We start from the raw sequence: 24,822 nt of genomic DNA, 5'->3' as shown, positions 1-24,822 counted from the left end.
TTACGGCGAAATGCAGCGCCGAGCGAGGTTTCATTGTGATTGAAGTAGCTGATTTACGCATCGCCTTTGGCACCCAGGAAGTGGTAAAAGGCGTCTCTTTTACTGTGGCTAACGGCGCCAGTTTTGGCATCGTGGGGGAAAGCGGCTCCGGCAAGTCCACCATTCTTCGCGCGCTGGCGGGCCTGAATAGTGCCTGGAGCGGTGAGATAAAATTCGGCGGAATGGCGCTCTCTGCGCACCGTGGACGAAGCTTCTTCCGCCAGGTACAGATGGTGTTTCAGGACCCTTACGGTTCGCTGCATCCACGGCAGACCATCGACCGCATTTTGCATGAGCCGCTGCTGATCCATCGCTTCGACCGTGCGGAACAGCGCATTGCTCAGGCGCTGGCTGAAGTCGGCCTGCCTGCGGGGGTCCGCTTCCGTTTTCCTCATCAGCTTTCGGGCGGCCAGCGCCAGCGCGTGGCCATTGCCCGCGCGCTGATAGCGGAGCCGGAAGTGCTGCTGCTGGATGAACCCACCTCCGCGCTGGATGTCTCGGTTCAGGCAGAGATCCTGAATTTGCTCAGTGATTTGCGGCAGGAGCGTAAGCTCACCTACATTATGGTGACGCACAATCTGGCCGTGGTCACCCACCTCTGTGCGCAGATTGGCGTCATGCAGCAGGGCGAAATGGTCGAGCAGCTTAGCGCTGACGATCTTCGCGCCCGTCGCATTCAACATCCGCACACTGCGGAACTCTTTGATTTAAGCATGACGCTGGAGGAACCGGCATGACGCTGAACTGGCAGCAGGCGCAAAAAGTCGCCGACGACATTGCCGCAGGCTGGGGGAAACCTGGCGCGCCAGGCGGAGCCATTGCGCTGTTTGATGCTGAGAACCTGCGCAGCATCAGCGCGGGCGGGCTGGCCGACCTGGCACAAAATAGTGCCTTTGATGGTGATACCGTCGTGCGTTATGCCTCGGTAACCAAACATATCTTCGCCTCGCTGGTTACGGGCGCAGCCAGCCAGCATCTCGGGCTGGAAGATCGGCTGGTTGAGCATCTGCCACAGCTGACCGGCGAAAATGGCCAGGTCACCGTAGGCCGCGCGCTGGATATGACTTCCGGCCTGCCGGACGTGCGTGAAACGCTCTCTCTGCTTGGGCTTTCTCTGTATAACGCCACCAGCGCCGCTGCCTTGCTGGCTTTGCTGGCGGAGATGGGCGACCTCAGCTATCCGCCGGGCAGCGAGGTCTCCTATTCCAATACCGGCTACCGGCTGGTGGAAGAGGCGCTGAAAGCCAAAGGCGTGCTGCTGGCAGACCTGCTTAACGAGCAGATCAATCAGCCACTGGGGACCCATTTTACCGCGCCGGAGACCTGGTTTGATGTGGTGCCAGGGCTGGTGCCTGGCTACTGGCAGCAGAATAATCAGTGGCTGCTGGCCAGCGCCGGGCTTCACCTTTCCGCTTCCGGCTCCGTTACCGGCAGCGTGACCGACCTCAGTAAATGGCTGCAGTATCTGCTGAGGGAAGAGACGATTTTAAACCGGCTGATGGCGACCCGCTATCTGGCAGATGGCCGGCCGAGTGGCTACGGGCTGGGCATTGCGCATTCGTCAGCGGGCAGCGTGAAGCTGGTGGGTCACGGCGGCTCGCATGCTGGCTATAAAAGCTATTTTCTGCTCGACCCGCAGCAAAAAGTGGGGCTGGCTTTAGTGGCAAACCGCGAGGACGTGGCGAGTTTCGATACGGCTCTGGCAGTGATGGCAGCGTTACAGGATCAGGCTCTGCCGGAACGCGGTCACGAGCTGACGCCGGGACTGTATGTTGCTGAAGAGGGCAGCGACTGGCTGGAGGTCAGCGCCAGCAGCATCACCTGGCTGGGCGCGACTGAAAACCTCTGTCGCGGCGAACAGCCTGATGAGGCCGTCTCTCTTTCCAGTACTTTTCCGGTTCGGCTGCAACAGCAAGGCGGCACAATCCACGGCGAAATTGGCCTGGCCCCCAGAAGGTTTGTTCCGGTGGAGCCGGAAAGCGCCACGCTGGCCGCCATTCAGGGGCGCTGGAGTGTGCCGGAGATGCGCAGCGAACTGGTGATTGACGGGGCAAATATGGTCATGGGCATCGGCCCGGCCGCCATCACCGCCACGCTGATCTCGCTCGGCAAAGGCCGCCTGTTAGCCACCGCGCAGGATGGCCCCTGGCAGAAACGCTTTGCCGTGCAGGTTGAGGGCGACAGCCTGAAGTTACTGCTTAATCGCAGCCGGGTGGTGAAGTACTGGCGGGGATCATATCCTGAAAATTGATTGAGTCAGGCCTGCGGATTGATAACTTTTAAAAAGTGAGTTTTAGCGTCATTAAGATTCATTTTCCGCACAACCCTCCTGCATGAGTAGGCCAAAATGGCTAAAAATCCTGGCCTGTTCCGACAAACCAGGTTCCGCAATCTGGTTAAAATATCCTGTTGACCGCATAAGGAATAACTTATACTTTAAATATAAGGGATTACTTATAAGGATATAAGTTTGTGTGGACGATAAAACTGATGGACACCTTTAAAGAGTGGTTACGCATTCAGGAGCCTGGCCTCAAAAAGCGTGTGGTGGCCAGCCTGTTGAACCTTGAGCAATATGGGCCGGGGTTGCCACGCCCTTATGCTGACTGTTAAAGGGTCGCGATTCGCTAATATGAAAGAACTCAGGGTTCAGTATGCAGGTCATCCCATCAGGGCCTTTTATGCCTTTGACGTTGAGCGTAAAGCCATTGTTCTTTGTGCTGGTGATAAAACAGGTGATAAGCACTTTTATGAGCGCATGATTACTCTGGCAGACGAGCTCTTTAGCCGCTACCTGGATGAAATTAAGAGGACAAAGAAATGACCGATTTACAAGATTTCATTAATACGGAATTTTCAGAAGCCGACCGTGCCGAAATTGGGCTGATGGCAGAAGAAATGATCCTTGAGACCGGGTTGCAAATCTTGCGCGAGGAGCTGGCGCTGTCACAAAAAACCGTGGCCGAAGCCATGGGCGTGAAGCAGCCCCGTATCACACAGATTGAACAGGGGGGAGCCGACCAGCGTCTCATTACTATCAAAAGATATATTGAAGCTATGGGCGGAAAACTTAGTCTCCATATTGAAATGCCGGACGGCTCGACCGGACGGACTCTTCGCGTCTGACAGTAAAATATCGTAGCCGCCATTTTTCAGTTCACGCCGCCTCAGTTTTGCGTCGAAGCGAGATAAGAAAAGGCGCTTAACAGGCTGACGATAGTTGCCATGGTGGGCGCGGTGTAGCTTACCGTGATCGCATCCTGCCGTTGGACACCGGGGATCAGGCAGAAGAGATCGCCCAACACCGGTTTTGCCACCATCAGCTCCAGCGTGTAGGGGGCCTGAAGGCGGGTTGTGGCGACTTTGCGTGCGCGTTTCACCGCATTTTCTGCCGACTGGCGGATAGCTTCACGGGCAGCTTGCGGGCTGAGGGATTCGGCGCAGGTTTGTGAAATGGCGCGCTTCACGCACACGTAGTCCACCGAGGGATAATGGTTGCCAATCCACTGCTGTAGCGCGTCGTCTCCGGTCACCAGCCACAGCGGAGAATCCTGTTCTGCGCCAGCGGCGGCGTAAATATCACTTTCGCCCATCACTTCACCGTTGATCTTTACCCGGTAAAACGCCCGGCCATTGATGGTATGCGCCAGCACGCCGAACTCGCCTGCGGCGCTGTGATAGCCCACAAACATCATGCCGTCATAAGCCTGCTGCTGTAACCCTTCCACCATCGACAGACCGCGCGGCTTTCCCTGTACCAGACGCGCTCTCGGGTCGATATTTTCCACCCGCAAGTTGGTCATCTGCGCGTGGCTGTCTGCCACCACCACTTCTGTTGCGCCGCCAGCAAATGCACCCTTGATGGCGGCGTTCACCTCCTGCTCCATCAGGCCGCGCGCCAGCTGATATTCCGCATGGCCCGGGCTGCACTGTTCAGGACGCATTACGCCCGCGATGCCTTCAATATCAGCCGAAATAAAGATTTTCATCACAGAATTCCTTACAGGATAACAAGATTGCCTTCCCTTCCAGCCCTGTCTGAACAGCGCTGAAAACGGAAGAGCTGGTTGAGTTCTCGGGCCGTCTGGCAAGGCCAGCCGGTATTACTGAAAACGCCCCGCTTCTGACGCCAGCTGGTCCAGAAGATCGCTCAGGGCAGGACGGTGATGCCCGCGAAAGCCAGTTACCGCCTCCGCGCTGAGCAGCGCATCCAGCACCGCATGCTCAGTCGCATCGGCAGCGGCCATCAGCAGCGGTTCGAGGGCCGCATCCGCTGGCGGCTGCGGGACGGCAGTGGTGGAAAAAGCGACGGCAATATCGCCGGAGCCATGTCCCCAGTAACTTCCCAACCTGCCCAGTCCGGCACCGGCACGTTTGGCAATGCGTTTCAGCTGTCGGGCATCCAGCCGCGCATCGGTCGCCATGATGATGATGATGGAGCCTGCATCATGCTGCGGCGTCAGCTCCGGCAGCAGCGGCTCTATCGCCTCCCCTACGCGCACGCCATCCAGCGTCAGGGCAGTGAGCGCGCCAAAATTAGCCAGCACCAGCACCCCCAGCGTGGCGTTCAGTGCAGGAATGATCCGTGAGGCGGTGCCAATGCCGCCCTTCATACTGAAACAGCTCATACCACGCCCTGCGCCCACGCTGCCACGGGCAAAATCTGCTGTGGCTGTCGCCAGCGCCTGCTGCGCCATATGGTCAGTGACGGCCAGCGCCTGGATATCATTCAGCCAGCCGTCGTTGCATTCCAACGCCAGAGGATTAACCGTAGGCAACGAACGGCCCAGTTCGGGATTTTGCGCAATCGCCTCACGCACCAGTGCATTAAAAAGCGTGCCCACAGCCAGCGTATTGCTGAGCAGGATCGGCGTTTGCAGTACGCCAAGCTCCTCCAGCTGTACCAGCCCCACCGGTTTGGCAAAGCCGTTCAGCACCGCCGCGCCGCAGGGCAGCGGCTGCATAAACAGGTTATCGCCCGGCGGCACAATAGCTGTGACGCCGGTCTGGCGTTCGCCCTCATCCAGCGTGAAGTGCCCGACCCGCACGCCCGGCACGTCGCTCAGGCTGTCGGTGGCGCCACGGCTACCGCGCGGATTGCCCAACTGGCGCGTCTCGCGCCAGCGTTGCAGTAACAGCTCAAGCGCCGCCTGACGATAATCCATCTTCTTACCCTTTCAGTTTGGGATCTAAGGTATCGCGCAGCGCGTCACCCAGCAGGTTAAACGCCAGCACCGTGACAAAAATGGCCAGGCCGGGAAAGACGCTGACGTGCCACTCTCCGGCCATCATCATACTGCGGCTCATCGCCAGAATATTGCCCCACTCCGGCACGTCCGGCTCCGGCCCCAGGCCGATAAAGCTCAGTCCGGCGGCGGTAAGAATGCTGGTGCCGATACGCATGGTGAAATAGACGATGACGTTAGAGAGGGTGCCTGGCAGGATATGGCGGATCAAAATGACCCGGTCCGGCGCCCCGGCGCAGCGCACCGCTTCCACATAGGCAGCCTGTTTGAGCGAGAGCGTGGAGGCACGCACAATACGGGCAAAAACCGGCACGCTGAACACCGCCACGGCGATAATCACATTATTTAACCCTGGACCTAATATCGCAACCACCGCAATCGCCAGCAGCATGCCGGGGAAGGCAAACAAGACGTCGGAACCGCGCATAATCAGCATATCGACCCAGCGGCCATAGTAGCCCGCCAGCAGCCCAAGCACGATGCCCACCACCATACCCGCGGTAACAGAAAGCACGCCGACGTAGAGCGAGATACGTGCGCCATAGATAATGCGGCTCAGCACATCACGCCCAAGGTCGTCGGTGCCCATCCAGTGTGCGGCAGAAGGCGGCGCGGAGAGCGCCATCCAGTCGGGTGTCATCGGGTCCCAGGGTGCCAGCCAGGGGGCGAAGATCGCCACAATAATCAGCAGCAGAATAAAGCCGCCGGAGACCAGCGCCAGCGGGTTGCGGATCAGGTTTTGGATAAAATCATGCCACGGCGAGCGAAGCGTGCTGTTCTCCAGCACGCTCCTGGCAATGGCCGCTTCAGTAGTAGGCTTCATGCAGGCTCCTGACGCAGGCGAATAGCCGGGTTAACCACCGCATAAAGCAGGTCCACCAGCAGGTTAATAACAATAAATTCAAACACAAACAGCATTACCAGCGCCTGGATCACCGGCTGGTCCTGAGATTTGATCGACTCGATCAGCAGCCAGCCCAAACCCGGCCAGCTAAAGACGCTTTCCACCACGATCGATCCGCCCAGCAGGAAACCGAACTGCAGCCCCAGCATAGTGATCACCGGGATCAGTGCGTTGCGCATCACATGCTTCCAAGTCACCAGACGGTTACGTAGACCTTTGGCCTTAGCAGTGCGCACATAATCTTCCTGAGCCACTTCCAGAAACGCCGAGCGGGTAAAACGTGCCATCACCGCCGCGACGGAAGACCCCAGCGTCAGGGCGGGCAGAATGATATCGCTGGGCTGGCTGAACCCGCTGACTGAAAACAGGCCAAACGGCATCGCCACAAACTGGATCAGCAGCAGCCCCAGCCAGAAGGGCGGCATGGAGATGCCCCCCACCGCCAGGCTCATCAGCGTCCAGTCCTGCCACTTACCCCGTTTCAGGGCGGAAACCACGCCGATAAACAGCCCCAGCAGCACCGACCAGGCAAAGCCTGCCAGCGCCAGCCACATCGTTGGCAGAAAGCCCTGGGCAATCGCTTCAGTCACCGGCTGTTGGGTACGGTAGGTCACGCCCAAATCGCCCTGCATCACGCCACCCAGCCAGTGAAGATACTGCTGCGGCAGCGGGTCATTCAGCCCCAGGTGCTGCCTTGCCGCCTCGACCGCTTCAACCGGCGCATCGGGGCCAGCGTAAATGCGTGCCGGGTCGCCCGGCAGTAATTTGATAAAACCGAATACCAACAGAGAGACCACCAGCAACACCGGGATCATTTCCAGCAAACGTCGGACAAGATAAGTAAACATAGGCGATTTCCTGGTTTATTCGGGTGCCTGGCAGCAAAGGCGGGAGCACTCCCGCCACAGGGAATTATTTAAACTCAGCCTGATCGAACAGGAACGATCCGTCTGCCAGCATCGACACGCCGGACAGGTTCTTTTTCTTGCCGACCAGGTTATCTGGCGAACCCAGGAAGGCAACGGGGGCATCTTTCCAGATAATTTTCTGCGCTTGCGCATAAGCCGCCGCGCGCTTAGCGGGATCGGCCGTTTGCAGCGCGGCGGCGATAGCTTTATCCGCTTCCGGGTTGCTGTAGTAGGAGACGTTATAGGAGGTCGGCACCCAGGACTCGGTAGCGAACAGCGGGCGCAGCGCCCAGTCAGCATCCCCGGTTGAAGTTGACCAGCCGCCGTAATAGAGATCGAATTCGGCCTGCTTCGGATCCTTCACGCCCCATAGTTTGGCGTTACGCGCGCCGGAATCCATTGGCGTGACCGTCACACGGATACCCACCGCCCCCAACTGCTGCTTGAGGAACTGTGCCGCACGTACGCTGGCAGTGGCGTTGGTTACCCACAGCTTGAGGTCCAGGCCGTTGGCAAAACCCGCCTCTTTCAGCAGTGCTTTGGCTTTCTCCGGGTTATAGCTGTAGTCCGGATCGCTCTGTCTGGCATAGAACTGTACCGCAGGTGGGATAGCGGAGGTGGCCGGTTTCCCCATTCCCGCATAGGCCACTTTTAGCCAGATATCACGGTTAATGGCGTAGTTAATCGCCTGGCGCACGCGGGCGTCGGCCAGCGATTTATGCTGAGTGTTAATCGCCATGTAGTAGAGATAGATACTCTCATCGCGCTGTACCGCCAGCTTGCTGTCGCTCTGTACGGTGTTGATCAGGTCAGAAGGCAGAGGATAGATAGCATCCACCTGACCCGATTTCAGCGCCGCCACGCGGGTAGCATCTTCCGGGCTTGGTGAGATGTAGACGTTATCTACCTTCGGCCAGCCTTTCTGCCAGTAGCCGTCAAACTTGCTGAGTTTGACCTCTTTGCCCGGCTGCCAGCTGACAAATCTGAACGGGCCGGTGCCGACCGGATGCAGACGCAGCTGCGCCTCTTGCGGATACTGCCTGAGAATAGCAGGGCTCCACATCACGGCGGAAGGGTGCGCCAGAGTATTGATAAAGGCACCAAACGACTGGTTCAGCGCAACTTTCACCTGCGTTGGCGAGACCACGGTCACCGTTTTAATCATTTTATAGAGGCTGTTACGCTTCAGTCCCTTGGTCTGATCCGCCAGCCTGTCGAGGTTAGCTTTTACCGCTTCCGCATTAAACGGCGTACCGTCCTGGAAGGTTACGCCCTGACGCAGATTCAGGGTGAATTCAGTGGCATCCTCATTGCTGCTGTAATCAGTTGCCAGCCAGGGTACCAGCTTCATTTTGCTGTCGAACTGGAACAGGCGTTCAAAGATACCGGCCTGCACCGAATAACTGGCGTTGTCGGAGGTATCGTGCGGATCCAGGCCCGTGATATCAACATAGGCGGAAATGCGCAGGTCCTGTGCCTGAGCAATACCCGCCAGGCACAATGACAGCCCAAGGGCGACGGCAGAACGACGTAAAAACGGCTTCATAGTCTCTCTCCAGATGAGGTATTGAAATACTCGTTAACGGTGCATCTCCCCTTCGGCTACCCAGTGATGCGGGGCAACCTGGCGGTAACGGAGTTTTGTTACTTCTTCCCCAGCCTTACGCAGCGGTGAGGGGATTTCACTCTCATCCAGCTCACGCACGCTGCGGCGGGCAGGATCGGCCACCGGCACGGACGCCAGCAGACGACGGGTATAGGGGTGTTGAGGGTTAGTAAAGAGCGCATGACGCGGGCCGATTTCCACAATCTGTCCGAGGTACATTACCGCCACGCGGTTAGCAATGCGCTCCACCACCGCCATGTCATGCGAGATAAATATCCAGGCCACGCCGGTCTCTTTTTGCAGATCCATCATCAGGTTAACAACCTGAGCCTGAATCGAGACGTCCAGCGCGGAGACGGCCTCATCGGCAATAATCACCTTTGGCTGGAGCGCCATCGCGCGGGCAATTGCGATACGCTGACGCTGCCCGCCGGAGAATTCATGCGGATAGCGACGGGCATGTTCCGGCAGCAGGCCGACGCTTTTCAGCAAGGCCTGCACCTGCGGCGTGGCCTCATCCAGCGACTTCACCAGGCCATGTAGCAGCAGCGGCTCCGCGATGGTGAAGCCTACCGTAAGGCGGGGATTCAGCGAGGCGTAGGGGTCCTGAAACACCATCTGAATTTCACGACGCAGCGCATGAAACGCCGCTTCCTTCAGCACGCTCACCTCCTCGCCGCGAAAATGGATGCTTTCCGATTCGCTGGCGATCAGCCGCAGCAGCGCCCGTCCGGTAGTGGATTTACCACAGCCGCTTTCGCCCACTATCGCCAGCGTTTCGCCAGGCCAGAGGCTGAAATCAATCTGCTCTACCGCATGCACCCGATGAGTGAGCGCTGAAAACAGGCCGCTGCGTACCGGGTAATAAACCTTAAGCCCACGCACATCCAGCAGGGGTTTCTCTTCGTAGCGTGCGGTGATCTGCACGCCCTGCTCTTCATCCTGCTCTTCGCCCAGCAGCGGGAAACGCTGCGGCCAGCGGCTCGCTTGCATATCGCCCAGGCGCGGCACAGCCGCCAGCAGCGCTTTGGTGTAGCTGTGTTCTGGCGCAGCAAAAATCTGCTCCACGCTGCCCTGCTCCACCACTTCACCGCGATACATCACCACCACGCGATCGGCAATTTCCGCCACCACTCCCATATCGTGGGTGATAAACAGCACGGCCATCTCGCTTTGCTGTTGCAGGTCACGGAGAATTTGCAGAATGCGCGCCTGTACAGTGACGTCCAGGGCGGTGGTAGGTTCGTCGGCAATCAGCAGTTGCGGATCGCAGGCCAGCGCCTGGGCGATCATCACGCGCTGGCGCATCCCGCCGGAGAGCGAATGCGGATAGCTTTTCATCACCCGATCGACGTCGGCAATGCGCACTTTGCGCAGCAGCTCGCGGGCTTTTACATCTGCGGTTTTGCTGTCGCACAGCTGATGATCCTTAAGCGCTTCCGTGAGCTGATCGCCCACCTTTAATACCGGATTAAGGGAGGTCATCGGCTCCTGAAAAATCATCGCCATATCGCGGCCGCGCAGCTTGCGGCGCTCCTCCACGCTCATGGTCAGCAGAGGATGGCTGGCACCGCTGCGCGGGCTGAAATGAATGGCACCGCGTTCAATGGTAGCCGAGGGTGCCAGCAGCCCCATTACCGCCAGCGAGGTGACGGATTTGCCGGAGCCGCTTTCACCCACCACCGCGACGATTTCCCCTTTATTGAGGGTGAACGAGACGCCTTTCAGGGCAAGATTTTTCCCGGAGCGCCCGCTAAAGCTGACGCTGAGATCCTCCACCCGCAGCACAGGGGAAGACGTGCCGGGTCCGGTGGCGGTAAGGTCTGGTTGCATGGGTTCCGTCATCGTGACTCCGGTGGCCCTGGCTCAGAGCCAGATGCGGCCCTGGTGGTAAGAGAGATAGGGAGAGCTGTCTGCCGCTAGCCAGATTGGCCCGTCGAGATCAACATGTTCCGCAGCAATGGCCACCGGCAGCGCGGCCTCCATCGCCAGCGATGAGCCGAGCATACAGCCCACCATCAGCCGCAGCTTCTGCCGCTTTGCCTCTTCCACCATCGCCAGCGCTTCGGTCAGCCCACCGCATTTATCAAGCTTGATGTTGATCATCTCATAGCGATTGCGCAGCCCGGCGATATCCCCCGTATGGTGGCAACTCTCATCCGCACAGACCGGGATGAGATGGTCAAAGCGCTGCAAATCAGCATCATTACCCGCCGGCAAAGGCTGCTCGATCATCGCGATGTTGTAGTGCGTCAGCGCCGCAAAAAGGCTGCCGAGATCCAGCCCGCCCCAGGCTTCATTGGCGTCAATAATCAGCGTGACGCCAGGCGCAGCGGCACGGATCGCCGCCACTTTTTCCAGAATCAGCTCGCGGTTCAGCTTGATTTTCAGCAGGATAGCCCCGCGGGAAACAGCATCTGCCGCTGCGGCAGCCATCCTTTCGCTGCTCTCCAGACTCAGCGTTTCCGCAGTGATCACCGTGGCGGGCGGCTGAGTATTTAGCCGTTGCCACAGGGTTTGCCTGTTCAGCGCCGCCTCAAGCCGCCACAGCGCGCAGTCCAGCGCGTTGCGGGCAGATCCTGGCAGCAGACGGATTTGCAGTTCAGAGAGCGTTAAACCGTTTTCCACCTCTTCCTGCACGGCCGCCAGCTGCGCGGTCACGCTTTCAGCGCTTTCGTGATAGTGCGCCGTCGGCGTGCATTCACCACGTCCGATAAACCCCTGCTGTTCCAGCGTGACGCGTACTACGGTCACCGCCGTGCGGGTACCGCGAGCAATGGCAAACGGGCGGGCCAGCGGCAGCTCCACTACCTCAACCTGCATGCGGCGCATAATCAGCCACGCTCCTTCAGCAGCGCGGCGATCTCTGCAATGCCGAAACGCACCGGATCGGTCGCCGGTACGCCAAATTCTTCGCTGACCTGCTGGCAGTAGTCACGGGCTTCCTGCTCGGGGAAGTTGGAGGTATTGATGGCAAAGCCAGCCAGCTGCACGCTGTCGCTGGTGACGTGCGCGGCGCGCAGATTGGCCTCCACGCAGTCAGCCAGGCTGACCATCGGCTGATGCGGCAGGTGGCGCATATGCGGGCGATGCATTTCATGGCACATCACCAGCCAGTGCGGCTGCGCGCCATGGATCAGCCCCATGCTGACTCCCGCGTAAGAGGGGTGGAACAAGGAACCCTGGCCTTCCACGATGTCCCAGTGATCGGGCTCACCAGCCGGAGAGAGCGCTTCTGCTGCCCCGGCGATAAAGTCAGCGATTACGGCGTCAATGGCGATGCCTTCACCGGCTACCAGAATCCCGGTCTGGCCTGTCGCACGAAAATCAGCCTTCAGACCGATTTCACGCATGGCGGATTCCAGCGCCAGCGAGGTGTACATTTTACCCACCGAGCAGTCGGTGCCGACCGTCAACACGCGCTTACCGCTGCGTTTTTTGCCGCTGCCCACCTCCAGTTTCGGGCGCATGTGGCGGATGTCGAACAGCTCCACGCCCTGCTCTTTCGCCAGCGTCATCAGCTCTTCGTTATCCACCAGACGATAATGCAGGCCGCTGGCAACGTTCATGCCCGCTTTAATCGCGCCGCGCACGGTATCCAGCCAATGCTCCGGCAGATAGCCGCCAGCGTTAGCCGTGCCAAGCACCAGCGTTTTCGCGCCAGCCGCCACGGCCGCCTCTATAGTCAACTCCTCCAGCCCCAGCGAAACGCTGCAGCCTGGCAGACGGATCTGCCCTACGCACTGCTCTGGTCGCCAGACCTGAATACCTCGCGCGGTTTTCGCGGCCAGCGGGTCGGTCACATCGCCAAGGAATAACAAATAGGGTTGCGGGATCAGCATGAGGTCATCTCTTATCGGGTTGCAGGGTTTGCCTGATAAGACTATTTCATCGTTGTCTGACGCGGGATAATGCTTGTTTGTTGCCAGGGTATAGCCTGAGGCTATAGGGGTGAGGGGCGAGACAGTAAGATGTCCATTACACCTTATTCATCGGCATGCTTTCCCGGCGTCAGCAGGTTGCTCTGAACTTAGCCGTGCGTCTTATGCTCTGGAATTGATTAAATAACGAAGTGATAATCTTTGCGTACTTTTTACAGCAATCCCCGCTCTGGCGGCCATCCTGCCCGCGCCGCAGTGGAAGGTAATAAGAAAAATAGCAGGAATAACTCGGGATACTGCATATCCATTTCCTGCATCTGTTGCAGTGTATAAAACAGAAACTTCAGCAGAGTCAGTAAAGGGTCTTTTTAATGCGTTCCGGCAGCGCCCGATCATAAGCTTCGCCATCGACGGCAGAGTGGGAAACAGCCTTCAGAATGCTGCCGGTGCTGGGCAGCTGTGAACGCTGTAGCTGCGCGTCTGCCTCCCAGAGGCGGGAGCGGATAATGGCGCGGCTGCACTGGAAGAAAACGCTGTGGACGTGGATCCGCAACACTGTGCGGGGCTGGTTTCCCTCTACGGCGAAACGCGCCAACAGTGCAGGGTCCACGCTGATTTCTGCCTCGCCATTCACCCGTAGCGTTTCACCAATCCCAGGGATCAGAAAAAGCAGCGCCACCCTGGGATCGCCAAGAATATTTTTCAGGCTGTCGATGCGGTTGTTGCCACGCCTGTCGGGCAGCAGCAGGGTTTTCTCATCCTCTATCTGAATAAAACCAGCCGGGTCGCCGCGCGGGGAAACATCCAGATCGGCATCGCCGGAGGTCGCCAGCGCCACAAACGGCGAGGATTCAATAAAAGGACGATAGGCGGGGTGAATATGGTCAGCTACTTTCATCAGCGAGGGAGGTGCCACGTCGCCGTAAAGCTGTTCCAGCTGCGCTAACGTTTTGATCCTGTTCTGTTCGTCCCCGGTCATGGTGCCCTCTTTACGATAACTGAGCGTTATTACGAATGTAATAAAACTGCCGGATGCCTTTTCTCCGACATGCTCAGTATAGCCATGCTGTACAGAGAGAGTTGTTTCCGGCGCACACTTAATGAGACGGGAGTTCGCTTTTTCAGAGGGGGTATCTATGATTTTATAAACAGGCGAACGTGTGGGAGGCAGTATGCGTGAAGAGAACGTCACCACCGATAAAGATATGGCGGAAGCAAAAGCGATCTGTAATGAGATAGGTGGTGCAATACTGACCATACTGGGCGAGAAGCAGGCATTTACCCTTGAATCGCTGATCACCACGCTAAAACGCCTGAAAGCCACAGACTACGATTATGGAGAAGAACGGACTAAAGCCGCCGAAAGGGCGCTATTTATTCTGGGGACATTTTTATGAAAAAGAGCACTCTCCTGGCCTTAACAATCCTGCTGTTTTCGGGAACAGCCTGCTCCCAGCTTTCTCAGCTCCCTCTGACGCCGCCTAAGCAGGATATCCTCGCCACCCCGGTAGCGGCGAAATGTGATGTCAGCCTTTGTCAGCAACAGTGCTATGTGCAGAACAGCCAGTGCGACCGCAACGACAACAGCGGCTGTGGCGCGAAGATGCAGACCTGCCTGCAGGCCTGCACCTCACAGTGCCGCTAATCAGGGCTGATTGAGATCCTTAATCAGCGCCTGATTAAACTTTGCAGGTTCTTCCATCTGTGGCGCATGGCCCATTCCCGGAAATTCAATCAGGGTTGCCTGAGGGATCAGCGCGGCAACCTGTTTACCCAGCTCGTTGTAATGACCGATTTTCGCCTTAACATCTGGCGGCGCGATATCGCTGCCGATGGCCGTGGTGTCTGACGTGCCGATCATCAGCGTGGCAGGCATCTGAAGGTTTTTGAACTCGTAATAAACCGGCTGAGTGAAGATCATGTCGTATAACAAGGCAGAATTCCAGGCGACGATCTCATGGCCCGGACCGTTGTTCAGGCCAGCCAGCATGGTGACCCAGCGGTCGTATTCCGGTTTCCAGCGGCCGACATAGTAGGTATTCAACTCATATTTTTTGATGCTGGCAGCCGATGTCTTCAGCTCACGCTGATACCACTCATCCACGCTCCGCCACGGCACCCCTTTGGCTTTCCAGTCTTCCAGGCCGATAGGATTGACCAACACCAGTTTTTGCACCTCTTGCGGGTACATCAGTGCAAAGCGGGTGGCCAGCATACCGCCAGTGGAATGGCCCACCAGCGTTACTTTATCTATATGCAATTTCTTAAGCAGGTTCTGTGTGTTGAGCGCTAACTGCTGAAAACTGTACTGGTAATGTTCAGGTTTGCTGGAGGTACAAAACCCAATCTGATCCGGCGCTATGACCCGGTAGCCCGCGTGACTCAGGGCATCTATCGACGCCTGCCAGGTTACACCACAGAAGTTTTTTCCATGCATCAGCACCACCGTACGACCATTGGCACTGCCGCTGGGTTTCACATCAATGTAACCCATACTGAGCTGCTGCTGTTGGGAAGTGAAATCAAATTTTTGCATGGGATAAGGGAAATCAAAACCCTGCAACTGCGGACCATACTTTGGCGTACTGTCAGCGGCGAAAGCGTTAAAAACCGTGACCAGGCCTGAGAACACCAGACAAGAGATAAATTTTGGCACAAACGTTATCCTCAAGAGCAAGATGGAAAGTCAAAATAAACAACGCTTAACCATAGCGGATAAATAACAGTGTCAGTAAGCCGGGTGGGTAAAGAAGCGCAAAGCCGGGCTGTTCAGACAGAGGTTACAAAATGGGAAGATCGACGCATACTTTAACAAAAAAAGCGTTTTATCCCCTTTAATCTGGCGGAATTGCTTATTCAGATTACATTTACCTTTTCGGGCATCGTGTCCCAGGAGAGAAGTATGACAAGCCTGAGTTTTTGGTGGATTTCGCTGTTATGGCACAGCCTTTGCTGTCTGCTGGAACCGCAAGCCCCCGCCCGCTCCAGTTTTTATATGCAAGCCTGATAAGCGTTTTTAAAAGCAGGTAACTTTTTCCTCTACCAGTTGCGTCAGACAGGATAAACGAGAAACCAATTTAATAATAATGAAACGCCATTTTATTAAATTGGTGAGATCGGTCCCGGCTTTCTTTATTTACGTGTCACTCCTTCGTTTCTGTTGGCAAAATCGCAAAGGTTTTTGCCTCTGCCTGGTTCTACCTTAGCTCATCCCCGACAATCGCCGGGCGCTAAACAGGTAAATCAGGAAGGATGCGATGATGACACGTAAACCAGGAACGCTAAATTATTTAGCCTATGGGTCAGGTGATTTCCTCGGCGCTGGCACCATGGCGCTGACCTCTGCATGGCTGCTCTATTTTTATACCACCTTCTGCGGACTGAGTCCGATTAAAGCAACCTCTATCTTTGCGCTGGCCCGCGTGCTGGACGCCGTCGTCAGCCCACTGATGGGCTACCTGACCGATAGCTTCGGTTCAACCTGGCTGGGCAAACGCTTCGGCCGCCGCAAGTTTTTTATCCTCACCGGCATCCCGCTGGTGTTTACCTATAGTCTGATGTGGGTCGGCGATATGACCTACGTTTATTATCTGATGACCTACCTGCTCTTTGAGGTGGTCTATACCTCCATTCTGGTGCCCTACGAAACGCTGGTGCCGGAAATGACCGACGATTTTAAAGAGAAAACCAAATTCTCCGGCGCGCGTATTGCTCTTGCTCAGCTCTCGGCGATCCTTGCCGCCTTTCTGCCGGGCATACTGCTGAGCTATTTCGGTAAGGACAATGCAATCTCATTCTTCTATGCCAGTCTGGTTTTCTCGGTGATCTGCGCCATCGTGCTGACGCTGGTGTGGTTCTACACCTGGGAACGTCCGCCAGAGAAGAAGTCCAGCGCCGCCCTGCAGGCAGAGCAGCAAAAGCTGACGCTCAGGCAGAGCCTGAGCCGCCTGAAAACAGAACTGACCTCCACATTACGGGTGCGAATATTCCGTCAACATCTTGGCATGTATCTCGGTGGCTATATTGCTCAGGACATTTTCAACGCGGTCTTCACTTATTACGTGGTCTTTGTACTGATGCAGAGCGCCAGCCTGGCCTCAAATCTGATGGGTACGATGGCGATCATGCAGTTTGTGGCGGTGATCGGCATGATCCCGCTCTGTATCCGGTTTGGTCCCGCCCCTTCTTATCGCCTCGTGGTGGTGCTGTTTGGCCTCAGTACACTCTCTTATGGCCTGCTCTTTTACAGCGGATTAAGCGATATATTTTCTCTGCTGCTGCTGGTCTCTGCCTTTGCCGGACTGGGGCGCGGCGGCATCAATTATGTGCCCTGGAATATCTACACCTACATTTCCGACGTGGATGAAGCGATCACCGGGCAGCGCCGCGAGGGTATTTTTGCCGGGATCATGACGCTGACCCGCAAAGCTTCGCAGGCGGGAGCGGTGATGCTGGTAGGTATCCTGATGCAGCTCTCCGGCTTCGTCGCCGGAAGCAGTACGCAAGACCCGGCGGTCAGTCATGCCATTCTCACTATCCTTTGCGGCGGCACGCTGGTGATGCTCTGCATCGGCTTTTTCATCTCCCTGCGCTTCAGGCTCAACCTCACTACCCATCGGACATTACGAGAAGAGATTGAGAAGATGCGCGCGGCAGGCAATGTTGTTCCGGAAAATATCACGCCTCAGGCCAGAGCAACCGTGGAACTGCTGGCCGGCCTGCCTTATGAAGCGCTGTGGGGAAACAACAACATTGGCTATCTCAATCGCAATAAGCCAGCCGTGCAGCCTTTACCGGCAAAACCGGCGGTCTCCCCTGTCACCAGCCAGTTAACCCGTCCATGATCTGAGAGGAATATTTATGTTGGTTTATCCCGTAAAACAGAGCGCCCTGCTACGCCAGCCGGAGCGGTTCATCTCCTGCAAGGAGCTACATCAGCTGATCAACAAGCTGGTGGATAACCTGGTGAACATTACTGATGACACGGGTGAATTTCTACTGAGGCTGGATGATGGCCGGGTTATTGATACCAAAGGATGGGCGGGGTGGGAATGGACGCACGGCATCGGTCTGTATGGTATTCATCAATACTATCGCCATACCGGCGATGACCGGCTTCGGGCTATTGTAGATAACTGGTTTAGCGACCGGTTCAGCGAAGGCTCCCCTACCCGCAACGTGAATACCGTCTGTCCGTTTCTGACGCTCGCTTATCGCTATGAAGAGACCCGCGACCCACGCTGGCTGCCTTATCTTGAAAGCTGGGCCGACTGGATCATGCACAAAATGCCCCGCACCGAGTGCGGCGGTATGCAGCACATCACGCTGGCGGAAGAGAACCATCAGCAGCTGTGGGACGATACGCTGATGATGACCGTGCTGCCGCTGGCAAAAATCGGCCAGTTGCTGAACCGCCCGGATTATATTGAAGAGGCGAAATACCAGTTTCTGGTGCATACGCAGCATTTAATGGATCGGCAGACGGGATTATGGTTCCACGGTTGGACGTTTGAGGGCAGGCATAACTTTGCTAACGCCCGCTGGGCGCGCGGTAACAGCTGGCTCACCATCGTGATCCCGGAGTTCCTCAGTCTGCTGAACCTGCCGGAAAAGGACGCCACCCGGCGTTTTCTCCAGCAGGTCCTCGCCAGCCAGCTGGAGGCGCTGGAGCGATGCCAGCATGAAAGCGGCTTATGGCATACGCTGCTGGACGATCCTGACTCTTACCTTGAAGCCTCCGCTACTGCGGGCTTCGCGTTCGGCATGCTTAAAGCCGCGCGCTGCCATTATGCCGATCAGCGCTACGTCGCCGTGGCTGAAAAGGCGCTGAAAGGGCTGATCTCCCAGATTAATCCCGACGGCGAACTGACCCAGGTCTCTTTTGGGACGGCCATGGGTAAAGATCTCAATTATTACCGCCAGATCCCGCTGACGTCGATGCCTTACGGGCAGGCGATGGCGATTTTATGCCTGGTGGAGTACCTGCATGTCTATCTGTAAAACAAGGAAAACAGCATGATCCTGAATCATTTTTCTCTGCACGGAAAGGTGGCCATCGTCACCGGCTGCAATACCGGACTTGGGAAAAGTATGGCCGTAGGCCTGGCGCAGGCAGGGTGCGACATTGTGGCCATTAACCGCAGTGAGCCCACTGAAACCGCGAATGAGGTCATCGCCCTGGGACGGCGTTTTCTGAGTTTACACGCGGACCTCGGTCAGCAGGATCGCCTGCCGTCGCTGCTGACGCAGGCAGTGAGCGAGATGGGCCAGATAGATATTCTGGTCAACAATGCCGGCATTATACGCCGCAACGAGGCGCTGGACTTCAGCGAGCAGGATTGGGACGACGTGATGAATGTGAACATCAAGACGCTGTTCTTTTTGTCACAGCTGGTCGCGCAGCAGTTCATTAAGCAGGGGCGCGGCGGCAAAATCATCAATATCGCCTCCCTGCTCTCTTTCCAGGGAGGCGTTCGGGTGCCCTCTTACACCGCATCGAAAAGCGCCGTAATGGGGCTCACCCGCGAACTGGCCAATGAGTGGGCCAGACATGGCATCAATGTTAATGCGCTGGCGCCCGGCTATATCGCAACCAACAATACGCAACAGCTGCGCGACGACCAAAGCCGCAGTAATGAAATTCTTGCCCGTATTCCTGCCGGGCGCTGGGGAGAATCGCAGGATCTGATGGGGCCGGTGGTATTTCTCGCCTCCAGCGCCTCTGATTACGTCAATGGCTACACCCTTGCGGTGGATGGTGGCTGGCTCGCGCGCTAGCCCTTCGCCTTTATTAACCAACAAGCCTGCAAACCGGAGAAAATATGAATATTGCACTGATGATGGAAAACAGCCAGGCGGCAAAAAATGCCGTGGTTTTAGCCCAGTTGAAGGCTGTCGCAGCCGACAACAAGGATACCGTTTTTAACGTGGGAATGCAGGACGAAGGGGATCATCACCTGACCTATATTCACCTGGGCATTATGGCGAGCCTGTTGCTGAATGCGAAAGCCGTGGATTTTGTGGTAACGGGCTGCGGCACGGGTCAGGGCGCGTTACTCTCACTGAATATCCATCCTGGGGTGGTTTGTGGCTATTGTGTCGATCCGGCCGATGCCTTCCTGTTTGCGCAAATCAACAACGGCAACGCGCTCTCTCTGCCTTTCGCTAAAGGGTTCGGCTGGGGTGCAGAGCTTAACGTACGCTATATCTTTGAAAAGGCGTTCACCGGGCGCAAAGGTGAAGGCTATCCAGCCGATCGCAAAGAGCCTCAGGTACGTAACGCGGGCATTCTGAATCAGGTGAAAAGCGCGGTGATGAAAGAGAACTATCTGGATACATTGAGCGCTCTCGATCCTGAACTGGTGAAAACGGCTGTCGGCGGGGAGCGCTTCCGGCAGTGTCTGTTTGAACAGGGTAAGGATCAGGAGATCATCGCCTGGGTTAAACGCTTGATCCAGTAACGGTACCGGTAAACTTTCCGCGATCGGCACCGCCGGTCGCGGATCTTTTTTCAGCTTTTGCGTTAATTGGTCGCCGCCATAAAAAGGATCTTTTCGCCATTAAGTTCCCCTTCTGCTTCTGCCAGCCTGCGGTTATTTTGCTATTTCATTCACAACCACTCTTATCCGTATTGCTACTACTTTCCCACATTTGAGGATCGCTTTTTACAAGGAGCAGAGATATATGTTTCTGTATTTACTCTGCCTGGCGAAATTGCTGCCAGAACTCATGTGGCTGATTGCGTGGTTCAGACGCTGGCTGTAAGAAAAAAAGGAACCCGATCCCTCTTCCCGGCCACTCACCTGTTCCCAGCAATCTCTTTCAGGTGAGTTATCATGCGCGTTCTCCATTCACGAACCGGTCTGGCTGATTCCACCGGGCCGGCTCCTTCTGCCCAGCCAGCTCAGGAAAACCAACCCAATCCGGTGCTAAAAAAGGGTGCAGGAACTATTCAGTTTGGACAGCCGACCAGCCTGGCGGAGGCAGAGAAAGCCTGCACCGGCGCCAGGAACGATGCGCTGAAGGAGCTGGCTTCGTTGCTTGCCGGGCTGATGAAAAAAGCGGCTGAGATACAGAGCACGGCGGAAACAGGAGAAGCACCGCAAAGCGCAGAGAGCGGCAACGTCGGGCAATCTTCTGCAACCTCACCTGTAGCGGATACGGGGCAAACTCAGGCCAGCGGGAGCGAGGCAACGCCTGTTTCACCTGGCAGTGATGCCGCTTTCCTGGATAACTCCACTTATTCCTCCCCGGAAGAGCTGAAGAAATATGATTCGCTGGTATCAAACCTGCCGCCAGAGCAGCGGGAACAGGCAGCGAAAGAGATGAACCGTCCGATAGCAGCCGCAAAAATGGCTGCCGCAGGAGGCGCAGAAGGCGAGCAGGCCAGAGCGTTTATTGACGCTAACCCGGCGCTGAAAACGGCCATTGATGTCGGCAAACATGGTGGAAAACCGGACGGTAAAACCACCAACGGCGACTACAAATCCTTTGCCAAAAACATGGAAAAGGCCCGCGATGCAGCGAGCAAAGATGTTGATAATTACAAAAAGGAAAACCCCAACGCCGATCCTCAGTCGCTGCAAATGGTGATGTCGGCGGCCGCGCTGCGGGCCAGTGAACCGCTGGCAAAGGCCGGAGCATTGAATCAGGACGGCAAGGTCGATAAATATATCACCGCCGACGCGCTGAAAGGGCTACAGGAAAACAATCCTGGCCTGGCCTCTTCCCTCACCCAGTCGGCAAAAACGTTCTCTCAGCCAGGTCTGATGACAATGCTGGATCAGGGTGGTTTTGAAGGCAAAAGCCTGGCGCTGCACAACCCCGATCAGAAAATCAGCACGCACAACATCGACGACTGGATTAAAAAGCAGGCACCCACCAATGGCGGGGAATTTTCCAGCATGATGAGCGATGCCGCCACGCGAAATGCGGTCGCCAGTGTCGATATCAGCCAGCTCAATGAGGATGTGTTCAATAATCCGCAAAACTACAGCGGCGCACAGAAAGCAGCAGTAATGGTTAAGCTGCAACAGACGCTGGAGCAGGTCAACGGCGGCAGCTCGCTGCGTAAAGTTGATAAAACCTCGGCGGCTCTGGAAGAGAAGATTGGACAGTTGCAGCAAGACCAGGGGGTGAAGGATTACCTGAACAAGGCCGTGCCCGCGCAGGAAAAGAACATCATCAACAGCGATCCTGCACTCACTCAGGCGGTCAGCCAGCGTTATGAAGATCTGAAGTCCGGTAAGGCGCTTGGAGAGGATATGCAGGCCGCCAGGGATAAAGCGGATAAGGCGAATAAAGGCAAGAAAGAGGAAGAGAAGCAGCCTGCCGATTACAGCAGCGCTATTGGTAACCTGGATGCCGAGCTGAAGATGCAGGGCGACCTGAAGGGGGAAGCGGTAAAAGTCCCCACAACGCAGGAGGTAGTGAACAGCCAACCCGAGTTGAAGCAGGAGATCGAGCGTTCTTATAACGAGAACTTTACCCAGGGCAAGGCGGTAGAAAGCGGGCTGAAGAACAATAAAAAAACCGATGCCACAGAGGTGTTAAGCGATGTCGACCGGCAGAAGGCCGCCTATGAAGCGGCTATTCCGGAAAGCGTCACTACCGCCGCTCAGGATGGCTACGCTGAAGCCACGCTGAAAGCGCTGACCACTACCGGCAAAGGCATGAGCGTGCTCAAAGATTTGAAAGAGGCCGGGACGCTGCCAAAAGAGAGCGATCTGCAAAAAATGACCGGTAAAGAGATGCTTTCACAGCTGCGCGATAACGTGGAAAAACAGACCAGCGCCGCAGGGCTAAGTACCAGCGGGAAAAGTGTCGTTGCGGGTGGGGGCGCGCTGGGCGTGGCGGGCATGATTTCACTCTCAGACCAGCTGAAATCCGGCGATAAGGCAGCGGCAGCGAAAACGATTTACGACGGGGTGAAAGGCGCGTCGGAGCTGGGCAAACTTGGTTATAATGCTGTAGCTAACGCACTGGCGAAGGACGCCTCCGCAGGCCTGGGCAGAATGGCGGGCGCCGTGGCGGGCCGCGTGGTGGGGATGGTGGCAGGAGAAGCCGCTGGCCTGGCCGCTGCTGGCGCATTAGGTGCCGCTGCCGGGCCTGTGGGCTGGGCCATTGATGCCGTGATGGCAATAGGCTTTGGCATCAAGGCCATCATCGATGCGGTGCAAAAGCATAAAGATCAGAAGACTTTCGACCATAACGTCGATCCCACTCTGACGCAGTTTGGCATTCCCAAAGCGCACTAGCCCAGGCCGGGGAAACCGCGCCCGCAATAATCTTACCAGTGAAAGCATTTGTAAATGGAGACTGGCTGATGGAAGATAAAAGCCACTTTGCCTTTTATAAGGAGCAGGTATGAAAAAAGTTGTGATGCTGCTCGCCATTCTGGCAGCAACCGGTGCCGCGCAGGCCGCAGATGACGCTGAAGATCCTGCAGCGGGCTATATCGCTAATCTCTGTACAGTCGTGACGCAGGAAAAAACGACCGACTCAGCGGAGAGCTATATCGCTAAGCTGAAAGCGCTGAACGCACGGGGTCAGTCGCCTTCCGCCCAGCAAAAACCGGAGTTCGATGAAGATGAAGCCAGAACCGTTGTCGCGGCCTGGATGAACCTGAATGACCAGCAGAAAGCGCAGGCCCGCCAGAGTCCTGAGGCGTGCCAGAACGCCACGCTGGACGAGTATCAGAGTCAAGATTAACACGCCTGTGCAGGGTTCCAGGCAGACGCTTATTCGGCCCTGCCGGATTGGGGCCAGACCCTCTCTCCTGACCCTGCTCGCTTTCAGGCCGTGACTAACGTGGCAACGCGCGTTAAGTAGCCCTCTCAGGCCGGTAATTAACCGGCCTGTTTATTCAGCGTTTGAAAACCGTTCAGCCGCTGTGCAGCAACCGCTCCAACTGCCGCCTGAGCAGAAGATTTTCCTTTTCCAGCCGGTCTACTTTATCCAACAGCGTCAGTGCCAGGGCAATGCCTGACCACTCCAGATCCAGTTCAATCTGCAACCTTCTTGCCCGCCGCAACTGATGCACGGCGTAATAGTCAAAAACCCACTGCGGCTCGCTCTCAGTCGGCGTGATAACGCCCAACCCCACCACTTCCGTTAACTCCTCCGGGGAAATATCCACCGAACGGCAGATCTCAATAACGGTATACCTTACGTGTTCAGTCATGATGCGGACTCCCATGCTGCGCGCGGCTCAAACGCGGCTTTTTCCGCCAGCTCACGCCACAGCGCGGCACTCTGTTCATCGGCTTTAGCGGGCATGACCACTTTAAGAATGGCATAGAGATCGCCGCTGCTGGTTTTACCGGACAACCCCTTGCCCCTGACGCGAAGCCGCTGGCCGTTCTGGCTGCCGGGCGGGATTGTCAGCGATATTTTTCCGGTAAGGGTAGGCACCTGAACGGTAGCGCCCAGAGCAGCTTCCCACGGCGCCACCGGCACCACAATCTGCAGGTTTTGCCCATCAACTTCGAACAGCGGATGGGGCGCCAGTCGGATAACAAGGTAGAGATCGCCGTTAGCTGCGCCCTGGCTGCCCGCCACGCCCTGACCTTTCAGGCGGATACGTTCGCCATCTGTGACCCCAGCTGGTATTTTCACCTTCAGCGTTTTTTTCACCTCGTCGATCTGTCGGCCAGATTCATCCAGAACCGGTACGGTGAAGGAGACGGTCCGGCTTTCGCCTGCCAGCGTCTCTTCAAGGAACAGCGGCACTTCCATCTCCAGATCCTGACCACGTCTGGGGGGATGTCGTCGCGTTTGTCCCTGAAACCCGCTGGCATGGCGGCCAAAGACAGACTCAAAGAAGTCAGAATAGTCGCTTGCGCTGCCCTGCTCATGCTGCCAGTGGCCGTCGCCAGCGCCGGGAGGCGGCCCGGAAAAACGGGGATCGTCGCGATGCTGGCGGAGCAGGTCATACTCGGCCCGACGGTCGCTGTCTTTCAGCACCTCGTAAGCTTCCGCCATCTGTTTGAACTTGCGCTCGGCATCCGCCTCGGTACTGACGTCCGGATGATATTTTCGCGCCAGCCGTCGGTAAGCCGTTTTAATCGTTTTTAAATCGGCTGAAGGTTCAACCTCCAGCAGCGCATAATAGTCTTTAAATTCCATCTGATTACACCTTCTTTTCAGCACGTTGTGGGCGGTAAGCCAGGCTCAATCCATCGAAAATTCAGGCCCGTGAACAGGGCCTTAATCGGTGCACACAGTGAGTGTAAGGCGT

At 56.7% G+C, this 24,822-nt stretch carries 23 protein-coding genes and 1 pseudogene; 12 read left to right on the top strand and 12 right to left on the bottom strand.

What is annotated here, in order from left to right:
- The first annotated feature begins 35 nt into the window (after positions 1-35).
- From SD961_RS04505 to SD961_RS04490, 4 genes and pseudogenes are all read left to right on the top strand, one after another.
- Entirely contained in the window at positions 36-776 is a 741-nt protein-coding gene (locus tag SD961_RS04505; protein WP_318789192.1) for an ABC transporter ATP-binding protein, read from the top strand.
- Positions 773-2,290, top strand: coding sequence for a serine hydrolase domain-containing protein (locus tag SD961_RS04500; protein WP_318789191.1), 1,518 nt, complete (start codon positions 773-775; stop codon positions 2,288-2,290). Before SD961_RS04505 ends, SD961_RS04500 begins: the two co-directional genes overlap by 4 nt.
- A 239-nt stretch (positions 2,291-2,529) precedes the next feature.
- Positions 2,530-2,863 (top strand): annotated as a pseudogene (locus SD961_RS04495) (type II toxin-antitoxin system RelE/ParE family toxin).
- Positions 2,860-3,165 carry a helix-turn-helix transcriptional regulator gene (locus SD961_RS04490; protein ID WP_318789190.1) on the top strand — a complete coding sequence of 102 codons (306 nt, stop codon included), beginning with the start codon at positions 2,860-2,862 and terminating at the stop codon, positions 3,163-3,165. Before SD961_RS04495 ends, SD961_RS04490 begins: the two are co-directional and overlap by 4 nt.
- 41 nt (positions 3,166-3,206) lie before the next feature.
- Here SD961_RS04490 and SD961_RS04485 read toward each other — a convergent pair whose 3' ends face one another.
- The 9 genes from SD961_RS04485 to SD961_RS04445 all read right to left on the bottom strand — a co-directional run bounded on the left by SD961_RS04485 (position 3,207) and on the right by SD961_RS04445 (position 13,563).
- The gene (locus SD961_RS04485; RefSeq protein WP_318789189.1) at positions 3,207-4,028 is read right to left on the bottom strand and encodes a M55 family metallopeptidase; all 822 of its coding nucleotides are present in this window, start codon (positions 4,026-4,028) and stop codon (positions 3,207-3,209) included.
- A 114-nt stretch (positions 4,029-4,142) separates the two neighbouring features.
- Positions 4,143-5,204 carry a P1 family peptidase gene (locus tag SD961_RS04480; protein ID WP_318789188.1) on the bottom strand — a complete coding sequence of 354 codons (1,062 nt, stop codon included), beginning with the start codon at positions 5,202-5,204 and terminating at the stop codon, positions 4,143-4,145.
- A 4-nt stretch (positions 5,205-5,208) separates the two neighbouring features.
- Positions 5,209-6,108: an ABC transporter permease subunit gene (locus SD961_RS04475; RefSeq protein WP_318789187.1), complete on the bottom strand. Its 900-nt coding sequence runs from the start codon at positions 6,106-6,108 to the stop codon at positions 5,209-5,211.
- On the bottom strand, positions 6,105-7,037 hold the full coding sequence (locus SD961_RS04470) for an ABC transporter permease (RefSeq protein WP_318789186.1): 933 nt from the start codon (positions 7,035-7,037) through the stop codon (positions 6,105-6,107). Before SD961_RS04470 ends, SD961_RS04475 begins: the two co-directional genes overlap by 4 nt.
- A 64-nt stretch (positions 7,038-7,101) precedes the next feature.
- Positions 7,102-8,643: a glutathione ABC transporter substrate-binding protein gene (locus SD961_RS04465; RefSeq protein WP_318789185.1), complete on the bottom strand. Its 1,542-nt coding sequence runs from the start codon at positions 8,641-8,643 to the stop codon at positions 7,102-7,104.
- A 33-nt stretch (positions 8,644-8,676) separates the two neighbouring features.
- Positions 8,677-10,548, bottom strand: a complete 1,872-nt coding sequence (locus SD961_RS04460; RefSeq protein WP_318789184.1) for an ABC transporter ATP-binding protein — start codon at positions 10,546-10,548, stop codon at positions 8,677-8,679.
- A gap of 21 nt (positions 10,549-10,569) precedes the next feature.
- Entirely contained in the window at positions 10,570-11,535 is a 966-nt protein-coding gene (gene dgcA, locus SD961_RS04455) for an N-acetyl-D-Glu racemase DgcA (protein ID WP_318789183.1), read from the bottom strand.
- 2 nt (positions 11,536-11,537) lie between these two features.
- Positions 11,538-12,545: an N-acetyltransferase DgcN gene (dgcN, locus tag SD961_RS04450; RefSeq protein WP_318789182.1), complete on the bottom strand. Its 1,008-nt coding sequence runs from the start codon at positions 12,543-12,545 to the stop codon at positions 11,538-11,540.
- Positions 12,546-12,936: 391 nt separating this feature from the next.
- Positions 12,937-13,563 (bottom strand): pyridoxamine 5'-phosphate oxidase family protein, encoded by a 627-nt coding sequence (locus SD961_RS04445; RefSeq protein ID WP_318789181.1) that lies wholly within the window; start codon positions 13,561-13,563, stop codon positions 12,937-12,939.
- A 193-nt stretch (positions 13,564-13,756) separates the two neighbouring features.
- On the opposite strand from SD961_RS04445, the gene SD961_RS04440 reads away from it, so the two are divergent.
- Together SD961_RS04440 and SD961_RS04435 are read left to right on the top strand one after the other, a co-directional pair.
- Entirely contained in the window at positions 13,757-13,981 is a 225-nt protein-coding gene (locus SD961_RS04440; protein WP_318789180.1) for a hypothetical protein, read from the top strand.
- Positions 13,978-14,229: a hypothetical protein gene (locus tag SD961_RS04435; protein WP_318789179.1), complete on the top strand. Its 252-nt coding sequence runs from the start codon at positions 13,978-13,980 to the stop codon at positions 14,227-14,229. The genes SD961_RS04440 and SD961_RS04435 overlap by 4 nt, the downstream gene beginning before the upstream one ends.
- Here SD961_RS04435 and SD961_RS04430 read toward each other — a convergent pair whose 3' ends face one another.
- Positions 14,230-15,240 carry an alpha/beta hydrolase gene (locus SD961_RS04430; protein ID WP_318789178.1) on the bottom strand — a complete coding sequence of 337 codons (1,011 nt, stop codon included), beginning with the start codon at positions 15,238-15,240 and terminating at the stop codon, positions 14,230-14,232.
- A 601-nt stretch (positions 15,241-15,841) separates the two neighbouring features.
- On the opposite strand from SD961_RS04430, the gene SD961_RS04425 reads away from it, so the two are divergent.
- From SD961_RS04425 to SD961_RS04400, 6 genes are all read left to right on the top strand, one after another.
- On the top strand, positions 15,842-17,428 hold the full coding sequence (locus SD961_RS04425; protein ID WP_318789177.1) for an MFS transporter: 1,587 nt from the start codon (positions 15,842-15,844) through the stop codon (positions 17,426-17,428).
- Positions 17,429-17,444: 16 nt separating this feature from the next.
- Positions 17,445-18,584, top strand: a complete 1,140-nt coding sequence (locus tag SD961_RS04420) for a glycoside hydrolase family 105 protein (protein WP_318789176.1) — start codon at positions 17,445-17,447, stop codon at positions 18,582-18,584.
- Positions 18,585-18,599: 15 nt separating this feature from the next.
- Positions 18,600-19,361: a 2-dehydro-3-deoxy-D-gluconate 5-dehydrogenase KduD gene (gene kduD / locus SD961_RS04415; protein WP_318789175.1), complete on the top strand. Its 762-nt coding sequence runs from the start codon at positions 18,600-18,602 to the stop codon at positions 19,359-19,361.
- A gap of 44 nt (positions 19,362-19,405) precedes the next feature.
- Positions 19,406-20,044, top strand: a complete 639-nt coding sequence (locus SD961_RS04410; protein WP_318789174.1) for an RpiB/LacA/LacB family sugar-phosphate isomerase — start codon at positions 19,406-19,408, stop codon at positions 20,042-20,044.
- 375 nt (positions 20,045-20,419) lie between these two features.
- A complete protein-coding gene (locus SD961_RS04405; RefSeq protein ID WP_318789173.1) occupies positions 20,420-22,840 on the top strand; it encodes a type III effector HrpK domain-containing protein in 2,421 nt (806 codons plus the stop codon).
- Positions 22,841-22,949: 109 nt separating this feature from the next.
- Entirely contained in the window at positions 22,950-23,294 is a 345-nt protein-coding gene (locus SD961_RS04400) for a hypothetical protein (RefSeq protein WP_318789172.1), read from the top strand.
- A gap of 172 nt (positions 23,295-23,466) precedes the next feature.
- Here SD961_RS04400 and SD961_RS04395 read toward each other — a convergent pair whose 3' ends face one another.
- On the bottom strand, positions 23,467-23,766 hold the full coding sequence (locus SD961_RS04395) for a chaperone modulator CbpM (RefSeq protein ID WP_318789171.1): 300 nt from the start codon (positions 23,764-23,766) through the stop codon (positions 23,467-23,469).
- The gene (cbpA, locus tag SD961_RS04390; protein ID WP_318789170.1) at positions 23,763-24,710 is read right to left on the bottom strand and encodes a curved DNA-binding protein; all 948 of its coding nucleotides are present in this window, start codon (positions 24,708-24,710) and stop codon (positions 23,763-23,765) included. Before cbpA ends, SD961_RS04395 begins: the two co-directional genes overlap by 4 nt.
- Between the last annotated feature and the right edge of the window lie 112 nt (positions 24,711-24,822).

The organism is Erwinia sp. MMLR14_017, from assembly GCF_033657285.1.
Taxonomy (GTDB): Bacteria; Pseudomonadota; Gammaproteobacteria; order Enterobacterales; family Enterobacteriaceae; genus Erwinia.
The sequence above is the reverse complement of the archived record's forward strand: the minus strand, read 5'-3'. Positions and strand labels throughout refer to the sequence as shown.